The organism is uncultured Mesonia sp. (assembly GCA_947499595.1).
Lineage (GTDB): Bacteria > Bacteroidota > Bacteroidia > Flavobacteriales > Flavobacteriaceae > Mesonia > Mesonia sediminis.
In genome coordinates this window covers 224398-238462 of sequence record CANMOY010000004.1, presented here as the reverse complement: position 1 = coordinate 238462, position 14065 = coordinate 224398, and the positions used below count along the sequence as shown (strand labels likewise).

The window sequence follows — 14065 nt, the reverse complement described above, 5'->3', positions numbered from 1 at the left end:
ATCTTATATGAAACCCTATTGTACAACCAATTTTTTAATTTGGGTGCTTCCGTTTATCTCAAATTGAAGCATATATACTCCCGAATTTAAATGGCCTAAATTTATCTGTGCTTGTAATGCTTTAATAGGTCTTTCCAAAATAAGTTGACCTCTTAAATTATATAATTTCACCATATCTATTGTAAAAGTAGATTTCATAAAAACTATATCTTTCACAGGGTTAGGATATATTTCTAAATTGGCTGATGTTTCTTCTTTCGTACTTAAAACTTGTGTAGTAAAACTAGTAGGGCCAAATAGATCACTTAAATCATTGCTGCAAACAGCAAAGACATATACATCATAAGTTGTATTGGGTTGCAAACCTTGAATACTTAAGCCTCTTGTACCGTCGTTATCGAAGATTGAAATTCCTTCTTGGGTGGGATCAAAGCCTTGAACACCATAAACCACTTGCCAGGCCGTGGCTGAACCGTTTTCTTGCCAATCTATAGCGGCAGAATTTTTAGTTACATTTGTTATGGTAATATTTGAGGGAGCAGAACATGAACTATTGGTGGTTTGAAAGTTTACCGGACCAATCCATACACTTTCATCGTTTGTTCCGCAAAGCGCACGCACATATACATCATAACTAGTATTAGCTGTTAAACCTGTTATCATTTCGTTAGGGGTAGCATCATTGTCTATAAAAAGTGATCCACTGCCTAATGTGAAACCAGCGGGACCGTATTGAATTTCCCAACTGGTAGCCGTTCCATTTTCAACCCAATTAATTTGGCTCGCGTTGTCGGTAATAGCCGAAATGCTGAGATTAGAAGGTGCAGGACAAGAGGGCTCTGAGGTAATATTCAGGTCAAAAACGCCTTCTGGTATTTCATTGGTTCCTGAATTACCTCCTATATTGATATAATAAGTTGTGCCGGCTACACTATTAAATACGATTTGTTCTGTACTACCCACATCCGAAAAGTCGATACAGTTCAAATTGTTACAATTACCAGTATACAACCCAACTGCACCTGACCAATTTCCTGATTCCTCAACATCGATTGTTATTTGATTTCCATCACCTACAAAGGTATACCACACCCCATCATTCATACCCGGTGCACAAGCCGAAATAAAACCGTTATTATTTGTTGCTTGTGAAGCATCTTGAGTTATATTGTAAGGAAAACTATTTACCACAAAAGCTCCCGAACAGGGGTCGTTTAATGGTGGACCATCAGTAGTAAACTGAAATTCATTACAGGTTTGCGTGCCAATTTCATTAATTGGATTGATTCGAACATAGTAGGTAGTACTCTGAGCTAGGGTGCCCAAATTATAGGTGTTTACTCCATTTGGTATAAGTGTTGGGGCTAGCACATCACTTGCGCCAGGTGCGGTACCTACGCTTAATTCATTAGAATGCGAACCTGTGGCATTATCCCATACTAAAATACCGTTATTTGATGCATTAACAGAACCATTGGCAGGCGATATCAAATTCACATCACAAGCTGGAAGACTGTTGTAATTTTGAACAGCCGAAATATTATCTAAATAAACGAAAAAGTCTCCTGACAACCAATTGGAAGTGAACCGCAGTTGAAAATCTGCTCCGTGTGGTAATTCGTTCGCAGGTATGGTTTGGTTAATTGTTGTGCAAGAAACGCTGGTCACGTGATTGGTATCGTCGATAGTAATAACAGGATTCCAAGTTTGTCCTTGATCGATAGTGAATTCAACTTTTAAATTTCCCCAACCGGGAGGTGTAGCCGTATTAGGCGCGCCATTAGCTCTGTAATTTACAATTTTGTAATCAAAACTAACTTGCATAGGCGTACCGCTAGAAATACCTATTACCACGGGAGAGTATAATTTACCCTGGACACTACCGGTTGAAGATGGCGTGTCGTACCATAAATTATCTCTAACGCTATTTCCTGAACAAGCCCCTGTACTGGATATAATGAAGGATCCATCATCATACCAACCGTTGGTATAATTAGAGCTTGAATCAAAATTTTGGCTCACATTAATCTGACTGAATAAGGGTGTGAGCAACCCGAAAAACAAGAAGGTTAAATAGATGTTCTTCATATTAGTGGTGTTTCTTCAAAATATAATTCTATAAAAATAAAATAGAATTAATAACAAAGCTACTTATAATTTTAGATCTAGTAGATATTTACCAAATTTTCAGTTTAAAAGTTGCTTTGTTCGTTAAATATACAAAAAAACCCCTTAAGGTTTTCACCTTAAGGGGTTTATATGATAAAAATCAGGTTCTTACTCTTTAATTATTCTAAAAGTTTTTAGACTTTCGTTGATTTTCACTTGCATTAAGTAGGCACCTGTTGGTAAATCACCTAAGTTAATTTCTGTACTCAGTTGATTCGGATTCACCTCAATTACACGCTGACCAATCAAATTAAAGATTGTAGCATTTTGAATAGAATTGGCTGCTTTTAAGTTCAACACAGATTGAGTTGGGTTTGGATAATACTCAAATGTCTGGAAAACATTATCATAAACACCCAAATTATCTGTTTTGAAGCTTACTGGCCCTACTTGGCTACTTGTATTTCCAGCGCATAACGCGGTAACATAAACATCATAATTCGTGTCTTTTGTTAATCCTGTTATTGTTTCACCTAAAGTGCCATCATTATCTAAGACAATTGTACCTGTACCTGGAGTGAAACCGCTAGTACCGTACTCAATCTCCCAAGTAGTCGCACTACCATTTTCTGTCCAAGTTACATCAGCTGTAGTATTAGTAATATTAGCTACGCTTATGTTTGAAGGATCTGAACAGGGAGGAGCTAAAGTAGTAAAGTTTACTGGTCCTACCCAAGCGCTCTCATTTCCTACGCTACAAATAGCACGTACATATACATCATAAGACGTACTGGCGGTTAACCCTGTTAAGGTTTCACCTAAAGTACCATCGTTGTCATTTACAGTTGTCCCATTACCTTGAGTGAATCCGGCTGCACCGTACTCGATCTCCCATTCGGTTTCTGTACCACCTGCTATCCAAGAAACATCGGCAGTGGTGTCGCTCAAGTTGCTTACCATTAACGCAGAAGGATCTACACAGGGAGGTGCTAATGTAGTAAAGTTAACTGGTCCTACCCAAGCGCTCTCATTTCCTACGCCACAAATAGCACGTACATATACGTCATAAGCTGTACTTGCAGTTAATCCTGTTAAGGTTTCACCTAAAGTACCGTCGTTATCATTTACAATGGTTCCACTACCTTGAGTGAATCCGGCTGCACCGTACTCGATTTCCCATTCGGTTTCTGTACCACCTGCTGTCCAAGAAACATCAGCAGTAGTGTCGCTCAAGTTGCTTACCATTAGGGCAGAAGGATCTGTACATGGAGGTGCTGTTACATTTATAGCAATATCATCTATAGCGATATCACTTTCAAAATCAACACCGCGAATAGCTCTAAACCTAACTTTGATAGCTCCTGAATAAGCAGATAAATCTACAGTTTTAAGTGCCCACGGGTCGGTTTCCGCAGTTTGTTGCTGGCCGATTATTGAGTCTACCCCATTTACCCAAGCAGTTCCATCAAAAACATCAATATAAAGATCTCCCATATCGGCACCATACATAAAGTAATAGAATTCTAAACTGGCTATGTTATTTCCAATGTCTACTAAAGGAGTAATCAGCTCAGCTACATCTCCCTGGCTACCACTTGTTGCCTCGGTATAGAAATAATTACTTCCACTAAAAGCCCCTGCAGGACCTGTGTCTGAAGATGGAGTACTATTTAATCCGTCAATGTTCCAATCCCAAGAACTCGTGCTAGTCGTTTGCCAGCATAAGTCACCATTAAAACTAGTGGTAGGGGTAAATGCTTCAACATCATCTAACCAAGGAGCGGTAACAGCAGTACAGTTAGTTGTAAAATTAAATGGACCTATCCAAACACTGGTACCATCTGTACCACAATCCGCCTGAACATAGATATCATAGGCAGTATCATCCATTAGGTTGGTTGCCGAGTAGTTAGTAGAAACACTCGTTCCGGTTGGCACACCCGTTGGTGCAGTACCAGCCGTTACTACTTCTACATTATATCCACTAGCCGTTCCTGCTGGCTGTGACCAACTTAAATCAGCCACAGAATCGGTAACATAATTTAATACAATATCAACAGGTGCTATACAAGAAGGGTTAACTTCAATTGTAATATCATCTAAATAGTAACTGTCAGAACTATCATTTTGCCCATGTTTAAAGGCCAAATATGAATCGGTTCCTGCAGGAATATAAACAGTATAAACATTATAATTACCATCAGGATCTGTAACTGTTTGTATTGGAGTAAAAGTGGTTGCATCAGATGCATCAGACATTGTTCCTACAATTAAATCCTGACCTGAAGAAGAATCCATACCAAATACTACACGGTTATTACCTGTACCTAAGCCCGTGATTTCTGGACTTACTAAAATATAATCTCCTGTTGTGTCGCTAGAATTAAATATACGGAATGAATGCGGTGCAGAGTTGTCACTTACTGTACTCACATAACCATAACCTGCTCCTGATGCAATAAAAGACCAACAGTCTGCATTAGTAGGGTTAGAAGATGAACCTACAGAGGCCGCGTCAAAATTCTCTACTACTGGAAGTGTAAACGCATCACAGGCTGTAGTGAAAGTAAATGGGCCTACCCAACTACTATTTCCGTCTGTACCACAATTGGCTTGCACGTAATAATCATAAGTAGTATTTGATGCAAGGTTAGTCGCCGTATACGGATTTGAAACTGCAGTTGCCGTTGGTGTTCCTGTTGGTGTTGTACCAGTAGTAACTATTTCTACATTCCAAGCTGTTTCGGTTCCTCCAGCGACCCAAGAAAGATCTGCTGTATTATTCGTTATATTACTAGCATCTAAAGTTGAAGGATATAAACAAGCTGGCGCTTCTTCAACACTCACATCATCTAAGGCTAAATCGCCATAGTAATCGAGCGTTGAGCCTCCAGATTCTGCACGGAAACGTAAAGTAACCAAGTTACCTACTACCGCAGAACCTAATCCAATGATTTGCTCTTCCCAAGCAGCACTGCCGGTATTAATTAAACCGATTTGATTCCAATTGGTACCGTCAAATGCTTCTACATATAATTCATTTACGGGACTATAATCTGTAGTACATAAAAAAGTATAAAATTTTAATGCTGGAACCGTCAAACCACTTACATCTATCACAGGCATTTCTAATACCACTTCAGTATCTGTTGAAGAGAAGTCAATAGAAGCATAGCTACCACTAGCACCTGAATGATCTGTTGGAGTGGCTGAACATCCAGTAGTATTCCAAGTAAAACTAGAATCAAAATACCATCCGTCTCCTGCAATTGCGCTTTGGCTCCAACAAGCTGGTATACTTGTCGATGCAAATGACTCTGTATAAGGGGCCATTAAAGCTGCGCATTGAGTGGTGAAATTTTGTGGTCCTACCCAAGTACTCAAAGTTCCTGAGCCGCAATCTGCTTGCACGTATACATCATAACCTGTATTTGGCGTCAAGTTGGTAGCGGTATAAGGGTTGGTAACACCTATAGCTGTTGGCGTTCCTGTAGGCGCAGTACCTGCCGGTACAATTTCTATATTCCAAGCGGTTTCACTACCACCAGCAGTCCAAGAAAGCTCTGCTGAATTAGCTGTAATATTAGCAACACTTAAAGCATTAGGTGCAAAACAGTTAGGTGTTACAACCACTTCTACATTATCTATATGAAAATCATAATCGGCTGTATCATCGATCGTACCTTCACTTGCCCAGAAAGCAAATTGAACCACACCGGTGTAAGCCGCCAAATCGATATACTCTTTTATTCCCGCGTTAGGTGCAGTATTGTTAGCATCGTACGTCTTTAGATTTGTCCAAGTAGCTCCATTATCTGTAGTTATTAGAACTTGAACCTCATCATCGGTAGTAGCCATTCCTCCATCTTCATTTAGCCCTGAGTTAGCATAGTCAGTTTCGGCAACATCATAAGTTAAAGAGTAACCGCCGGTTGGCCCTAAATCAATTAATGGAGAGATTAACCACTCTTCTTTAGTATCTGAGAAAAGATTAATCTGAGCTGCGGTTGAAGCGGCTGAATCATTCCTGTATTCGTCCGATTGCCAAGAGCTTGAACCCAAGCCACTAGGACCCGTTGTAGGGTCTCCTGAATCTGCTTCTGACCAACAGTTTGGAGCAAAGGAAGTTCCGTTAAAATCTTCTAAATAAGGTACACTAGCAGTCACACAAGGTGTGGTAAAGGCAAACGGACCTTCCCAAGTACTTGTATCTGAACCACAAACCGCTTGGACATAAAATTCATAATCGGTACCAGAATTTAAGTTGGTCGCCGTATACGGATTGCTTACTCCTGTTGCGGTAGGTGTACCAGTAGGTGTTGTACCTGCGGTAACCAGCTCAATATTCCAAGCTGTTTCGCTACCTACAGCTGTCCAAGTTAGATCTGCCGATGTAGTTGTAATGTTATTTACTGCTAAAGCAGTTGGTGCTACACAAGATTGAACAGTAAAACTTGTAACATCAAAATCTAAATCATTAGGTGTTCCCCATTGCCCTACAGCAATATATACGGTAGAATTGGCAGCAACTGCTGCTGTTACCGTATTACTAACATTGCCTGAGCTAGTTGTAGCTCTATCCAATTCACCCGAAAGAGTTGTGCCGGTACAAGTATCATAAATGGTTATACCATTCCAAGCATTACGTGTAAATATGGTCATAGTGATTTGCTCTGCCGTGGCCCCTGTGGTATATTCAAATAGGTAGACATCATCATTTAAATAGTTATTAGAGGGCGTCGAGCCGGTAACCCAGGCTTCTGGGCCTCCCGTACCGGGAGTTGTGATGTTAGATGCGGTATAGCCAGCTGAAATGACCACACCAGATCCACATCCGAATTGTGCATAGCCATGCCAACTAAACAAGATAGTTAGTAAAGCTAAAAAGGTAATTTTTTTCATAAAAGTTATAATTTTGATTAAACCAAGTCTAAATATACTTACATTTTAGTTAAAGAAACAAAGAAATTCCATTAATTCTTAGATGAACCGATTAAGTGAAAAATTATAGGATAAAAAAACCGCCTCAATGGGCGGTTCTTAATTTGAGACAATTAAATTTTTATTTTTCTAAGCCCTTTTCAAAAGCTTCCATCACTTCTTGGCTTACACCCATATTTGAAAAACCTCCATCATGAAATAAATTCTGTAGTGTAACCTTTCGGGTAAGATCTGAAAATAAGGTTAAGGTATAATCTGCACACTCATCTGCAGTAGCATTACCCAGTGGCGACATTTTATCCGCGTAAGCGATAAAACCGTCAAAACCTTTTACCCCTTGTCCCGCAGTAGTAGGTGTTGGTGATTGCGAAATGGTGTTAACGCGTACCTTAGCATTTACCCCAAAGAAATAACCAAAACTTCTTGCGATAGATTCTAAATAGGCTTTGTTGTCTGCCATATCGTTGTAATCTGGAAATACTCGCTGTGCCGCCATATATGTAAGGGCTACAATACTTCCCCACTCATTCATAGCCTCTTTTTTATATAACACCTGCATTGTTTTGTGAAATGAAACGGCAGATACATCCCAGCCTTTGGTGGTGAAATCATAGTTCATATCTGTATAATGTTTTCCTTTTCTTACGTTTACAGACATCCCTATAGAGTGCAATACAAAATCTAGTTTGCCCCCTAAAATCTCGGTGGCTTTTTCAACTAGGTTTTCTAAATCTTCAACCTTGGTGGCGTCGGCAGGAATAATTTCGGCACCTGTTTTTGCTGCTAAATCTTTAATTTTTCCCATACGCATTGCTATGGGTGCGTTGGTTAAGACAAATTTACCGCCTTCCTCAAAAACTCGTTCTGCAGTTTTCCAGGCTATAGAGTTTTCATCTAAAGCGCCAAAAATAATTCCTCTTTTTCCTTTAAGTAAGTTATAAGCCATGTTTGTTTATTTTATTGCTGTAAATATATTAAATCTTGTGTCAAATCAGTTATTCGTTTTTCTTATTGTTGGGCAGAATCTACGAGTAAGGCTTCTGCATGTGCCATAGCCGATTTAGACTCCCGATTTCCGCCAAGCATTTCAGCCAGCTCTTCAATGCGCTCTTGATGCTTCAAATGCTTAATTAAAGTTTGGGTTTTTCCTGCTTGGGTTTCTTTCTGCACTTTTAAATGGTTACTCCCTTTGGCAGCCACTTGAGGTAGATGGGTAATGGCCACAATTTGCAGCTTTTGACTCATCTGGCGCATGACCTCTCCCATTTTTTTAGCAATATCTCCCGATATTCCAGTATCTATTTCATCAAAGATCAGGGTGGGTAATTGTTTGTATTTTGCTAATATACTTTTTACCGCCAAGGTAATCCGCGAAAGCTCACCCCCAGAAGCTGCCTTACTAATTTCATTTAAAGACATACCTGCGTTGGCACTAAACATCCATTGCATTTGGTCTTGTCCCCAAGTATTAAAATCATCGATAAGTTTAAGTTGAATCTCTAGCCTTGTGTCTGGCATACCTAAGTTGGCCAAGGTATTTTTTACTGCTTGAATAAATGTAGGTATTACCTTAAGTCGGTTTTTGTAGAGTTTTTGGGCTTTTTCTGCACATTTTTTTTGCTGTTGCTCAATCGCAAGTTTTAATTTTGCTACAGCTTCTTGTGCATTGGTGGTAAGTTGTACTTTATCCTCTAGTTCTCGCTGAATTTGCAATAGCTCATCTAAACTATCGGTTTGATGTTTGCGTTGCAGCGCATAAATTTTATCTAATTGATCGTTCACTAAAGCCAGCGCCTCTGGGTTATGCTCAATACGCTCTTGCTGATCTTCAACTTCACTACCTAAATCTTCTAACTCAACCAAGCAACTTGTTAAACGCTCGTGCAATTCTGCGTATTTAGATCCAAAACCATTGAGTGCAGCTAGTTTTTGTTTTATTTGCCTTAAAAACACTAGCACTCCGGTATCTTCTTGACTGAAATGATGACTAGCAAAGCCTAAATTTTCTTGCAACATTTCTATATTGCTCAAGGCATGCTGCTGCTCTTCTAGCTCTACTTGAATTTGGGGAGTTATTTTTGCTTCCTGCAGTTCTTCTAATAGAAACAAATTATACTCATAGGTTTTTTGAGCTTCGGCTTGTTTTTCTTTTAATTGTGCATATTCTATTTGCCGATTTTTTAGTTCAGCTACAGCTGATTTATAATCGTTTAGAGTAGAATAATTATCGGCTATCGCATCTAAAATAGCATATTGATAATTGGTGTTGCCAATGGCCAAGGTTTGGTGCTGCGAATGTATATCTATTAATTGTTCTCCTAAACCAGCTAATTGCTGCAAACGCACTGGAGTGTCATTGATAAAGGCTCTAGATTTACCCGATGGTAATATCTCTCTGCGTATAATGGTTTGCGGCTCATAGTCAAGCTCTTCTGATTCAAAAAAAGAATTTAAGTCATAGTTTTGGATATTGAATATACCTTCTATTACGCACTTCTTTGTTGCATCGCGCATAGAAGACAAATCGGCTCGTTTACCTATTAACAAAGCTAAAGCACCAAGAATAATAGATTTTCCTGCGCCCGTCTCTCCTGTTATAATATTAAAATGCTCGTCTAATGTTAATTGAACATCTTCAATTAATGCAAAATTCTTAATGGTAATACTGCTTAGCAAATTGAATTGGCTTTAAGATTTTATCGCAATGTAAAGATAAAAGAGTTTAATTAATGCTACCAATTTTAGGCAACAGAAATTACAATTTTAATTGCGCCCATTTTTTATTGTACAAAGGAGCAATTTTCTTGAGGTTATCGATTAAATTATTCATCGGAATACTTGGACCGCCACTATAAATAGAAGTAATCTCATCGGCTTTAGCATCAAAAAACATTCGTAAGGGTGCCGAGTTGGGCCTTGTTCCACTCACTTGACGCAAGAGCTGTATGGCTTCTGCCACTTTTGTTTTACCTTTTTCTGCATCTTGATACATACTATCTAAGCCTTCTATATGATAAACATAAAGCGCCTTACGATAGTCTTGAAAAGCATTAGAAAGCAAGTCATCGTTAAGTCTGTACTTAGACATAGCCCCATCTCCTGGAGACCAACCGGTAGTTCTTCCTTGTTGAGCTATGTTTACAACTTGCTTGGCTTGTTGATGATATTCATCTCCGGCATTTAATTTAAATGTATCGGCATCTAATCCAATTATGGTAAAAGCAAAGAAATTGAGATTTGCCGTTAAATTCCCCGAATAATTATTGGGCTCAAACCTTAACGGATCAAATTCTGTATATTGAAAATTAAAATCATCATCTTTATAATTCAACACCGGAGTAGTAAAAGTACTGCCATAAACTGGTCTTGAAGATTGCACTTGAATAGTCGCCCTAAATTGATCGGCTTCAAACTCTTTTACCGTAATAAATATAGCACAATTAATACGTTTATCTTTCTTAAGATTTAGATTAGTAAATTGCGTTTTATTCATATAATCTTCTATCGAAGATTGCAAGGTTTTAAAGATGCTTAATTGCGTCTTACCTGTTTGCTCTGCGTTTAAAGTAACACTGCAATTTAATTCCTGAGCCTGTAAGCTTGCACTAAACCCTATGATGAAAAATAAAATAAAACGCTTTAAATAAGCCATAATATAAAAGTTAGATGCTAGTTATTTAAACGTGATTGAATATAATTAAGTATATCTGTAGCCACCAAATCCTTGGTCTTTAACTCATAATCTAAGACTTGTTGGGAGTCAATAATCCTAATTTTATTGGTGGGTTGCTTAAACCCTGCCCCCTTGTCGTTTAAGGAGTTTAATACAATTGCGTCTAAGTGCTTACGTTGTAATTTACCACGAGCATTTTTCAATTCATTTTCTGTTTCGAGTGCAAATCCCATAAGGAATTGTTGGCTTTTGGCTTCGCCCATTGCTTTTAAAATATCTTCTGTCTTTTCTAGCCTAATCTCTAGAAATTGATCTGATTTTTTAATTTTTTGATTGGCTTTTTGCAAGGGTCTATAATCTGATACTGCTGCTGCAGCTATCGCTATGTCTACCTCATTATAATGCTCAAAAACAGCATCATACATTTCTTTGGTGCTTGTTACCCCGATGAGCCTAATATTGGGAGAGTCAATTTTTTGATTGGAAGGGCCGCTAACCAAAACCACTTGTGCGCCAAGCTTAGCCGCCTCTTTGGCAAGAGCAAAACCCATTTTTCCGCTAGAGTGGTTCCCAATAAAGCGAACAGGGTCTATTGCCTCATAAGTAGGCCCTGCGGTAATCAACACTTTTTTTCCTGTCCACGGATTTTGCTTTTGCTGATAGTCAAGAATATAATTAATAATATCCTGCGGCTCTGCCATTCTGCCTTCCCCACTTAAACCACTCGCTAATTCTCCTGTACCTACAGGAATAATTAAATTCCCGAAAGCGCTTAATTTATCTAAAGCATTTTGAGTACCCGGGTGTTTGTACATATCCAAATCCATTGCAGGAGCAACGAACACAGGACATTTTGCAGAGAGATAGGTAGCTAATAAAAAATTATCGGATTGTGCATTGGCCATCTTGGCCAAAGTATTAGCCGTAGCCGGTGCCACCAGCATAAAATCAGCCCAAAGGCCTAGATCAACATGGTTATTCCAAACCTCATCTTCCTCATCGGTAAAAGAGGTAATCACATCATGTTTTGAAAGCGTTGACAAGGTTAAGGGTGTAACAAATTCTTTTGCTTTTGGCGTCATAATCACCTTAACCGATGCGCCTTCTTTTATGAGCAAACGAACCAAAAAGGGTATTTTGTATGCGGCGATTCCTGCCGTAATACCTAATACCACTTTTTGGTTCTGTAAAAAGCCTGCCATATCTTATCGATTAGGCTTGTTGGTCTTCTTTTGTATTTCTGAAGTAGATCTTATCTTCTAACCACTCTTCCACTGCTAAAGCGTGTGGTTTAGGTAAACGCTCATAAAATTTAGAAACCTCTATTTGCTCTTTGTTCTCAAAGATTTCATCTAAACTATCGTTATAAGTGGCAAACTCATCTAACTTCTCAATCAATTCCTTTTTTATCTCCGAATTGATTTGTGTAGCACGCTTGGCTACAATTGAAATTGCCTCATAAATATTATCTGTAGGAGCATCTACCAAGTTTTTATCAATGGTAGTAGTACTTACTGGCGCTTTAGAATTTTTAATATCCATAGGTTTATCCTAAATTATTTTCTGAATTGTTATTTAATCTCTCTTTTATCTCTTTTGCAATAGTATTTGCTTGCTCTACATATTCCCCTTGAGGGAAATATTTCAAGTAATCTTCATAATATGTTTGTGCTGCGATTAAACGCTCTTCTACCAACTGGGCATAACTGTTGATTGCTAAAATGTAGGCAGCATCTAATTTATAAAAATAGGCTTCATCTCTAAACTTAGAACCCGGATTATTTTCTATAAAATTATCAAAGGCTTCAATAGCCGCTTTATAGTCCTCGCGGTGATGATAGGATTTAGCGATTTCGTAAGCTTTTTTCTCTAGCTTTTCACGTAAAGCTGCGTATTTCTCATTAGCATCTCCAATATGCTCTCCATCGGGAAATTTACTAATGTATTCTTGAAATTTATTCATCGCCTTTAAGGTTTCGGTCTGGTCAAGCGAATACCTTGGCGATTCGTTATAATAACTCAATGCACTTTTGTAAAAAGCCTCCTCGTATTTTTGACTATTGGGATAAGACTTAGTAAAACGCTCAAATTGATATGCCGAGTCAAAGTAAGCACCTAAAATATAATAGCTATTGGCGTGCACAAAAGATATATGTTCTCCTTGGGGTTTCCCTCTATATTGAGGCAATACCTGTTCAATAAGTCGTAAGGCTTTTTTATGTTTTGATTTTTTATTTTCAGTAAGTCCTTCTTCATAAAGTTGCATCGCCACTTCATACTTTTGTTTTACCTCATCGCTCTTTAACGCCTTTTGGTATTCACTACATGAAGTAACGCCAGCCATAAGACTTACTAGTAAAAATAAATAATAAATATTATGTTTTAAAATTTGTTGCATTCTGCAAAAGTACTGTTTTTTAGAATAGTAAAAAAATAATTGTTTCATTTCAGCTTTAAGCATTGGCTAGGTTATCCATAAATTCGTGAATACGATATTTTAAATTAGCCGAAGCTTCAACCAGAGGTAACCTTACCACCGCCGTAGATAAGCCTAATTTTTGAAACACAACCTTAATCCCTGCAGGATTTCCTTCTTCAAAAATCATATCTATAGCTGGAGCTAATTTATAATGCAATTCATAGGCTTCATCGACCTTACGATCAAGACCCAGGGCTACCATTCGTGAGAAATCTTCGGGAAAACCTTCACCAATTACCGAAATAACTCCCGCACCTCCCGCCAAAACCATAGGCAAAGTAATCATATCATCGCCAGAGATTACCAAGAAATCTTTGGGACAGTTATCTATGAGTTGCATCGCTTGCACTAGATCGCCCGCTGCTTCTTTTATGCCGATTATATTTTCAAAATCAGAAGCCAGTCGTGCTACCGTGTGCAGCAACATATTGCTTGCAGTTCTACCCGGAACGTTATATAGTATTATAGGCATTTTTGTAGCTTGTGCAACTTGTTTGAAATGCTGATAAATACCCTCTTGGGTAGGCTTATTATAAAAAGGTGAAACCGATAACAGAGCATCGAATCCTGTTAAGTCTTCGTTTTGTATTTGATCTACCACTTGTTGGGTGCTATTACCTCCTAAACCTAAAACCAAGGGTAGTTCTCCGTTATTTTCATCGATTACAATTTGCTTGATCCGTGCCTTTTCTTTTGAGGTTAAGGTTGCGCTTTCTGCCGTAGTACCTAAAACCACTAAGTAGTCTATTCCATTTTCTATTTGGTATCTCACAATTTTGCGCAGAGCGATTTCATCAACTTCGCTATCGGCTGTAAATGGTGTTACCAAAGCCACTCCTGTGCCTACAAATTTTTGTATCATT

The 14065-nt window shown here is 38.5% G+C and carries 9 protein-coding genes; all 9 read right to left on the bottom strand.

Annotated elements, in window-relative coordinates:
* Positions 1-15: 15 nt before the first annotated feature.
* A complete protein-coding gene (locus ACH2AZ_RS06810) occupies positions 16-2088 on the bottom strand; it encodes a fibronectin type III domain-containing protein (protein ID WP_394907219.1) in 2073 nt (690 codons plus the stop codon).
* Positions 2089-2277: 189 nt separating this feature from the next.
* Positions 2278-7011, bottom strand: a complete 4734-nt coding sequence (locus ACH2AZ_RS06805) for a fibronectin type III domain-containing protein (protein WP_394907218.1) — start codon at positions 7009-7011, stop codon at positions 2278-2280.
* Between the two features lie 160 nt (positions 7012-7171).
* Positions 7172-7996 carry an enoyl-ACP reductase gene (locus tag ACH2AZ_RS06800; RefSeq protein WP_394907217.1) on the bottom strand — a complete coding sequence of 275 codons (825 nt, stop codon included), beginning with the start codon at positions 7994-7996 and terminating at the stop codon, positions 7172-7174.
* Positions 7997-8058: 62 nt separating this feature from the next.
* Positions 8059-9726: a DNA repair protein RecN gene (gene recN, locus ACH2AZ_RS06795; protein ID WP_394907216.1), complete on the bottom strand. Its 1668-nt coding sequence runs from the start codon at positions 9724-9726 to the stop codon at positions 8059-8061.
* A 79-nt stretch (positions 9727-9805) separates the two neighbouring features.
* On the bottom strand, positions 9806-10702 hold the full coding sequence (locus ACH2AZ_RS06790; RefSeq protein ID WP_394907215.1) for a DUF4835 family protein: 897 nt from the start codon (positions 10700-10702) through the stop codon (positions 9806-9808).
* Positions 10703-10719: 17 nt separating this feature from the next.
* Positions 10720-11925, bottom strand: a complete 1206-nt coding sequence (coaBC, locus tag ACH2AZ_RS06785; protein WP_394907214.1) for a bifunctional phosphopantothenoylcysteine decarboxylase/phosphopantothenate--cysteine ligase CoaBC — start codon at positions 11923-11925, stop codon at positions 10720-10722.
* A 10-nt stretch (positions 11926-11935) separates the two neighbouring features.
* Complete coding sequence (locus tag ACH2AZ_RS06780) at positions 11936-12265, bottom strand: DNA-directed RNA polymerase subunit omega (RefSeq protein WP_379045575.1); 330 nt, start codon at positions 12263-12265, stop codon at positions 11936-11938.
* 4 nt (positions 12266-12269) lie between these two features.
* Entirely contained in the window at positions 12270-13121 is an 852-nt protein-coding gene (locus ACH2AZ_RS06775) for an outer membrane protein assembly factor BamD (protein ID WP_394907213.1), read from the bottom strand.
* Between the two features lie 55 nt (positions 13122-13176).
* Positions 13177-14061, bottom strand: coding sequence for a 4-hydroxy-tetrahydrodipicolinate synthase (dapA, locus tag ACH2AZ_RS06770; protein ID WP_394907271.1), 885 nt, complete (start codon positions 14059-14061; stop codon positions 13177-13179).
* Positions 14062-14065: the final 4 nt, after the last annotated feature.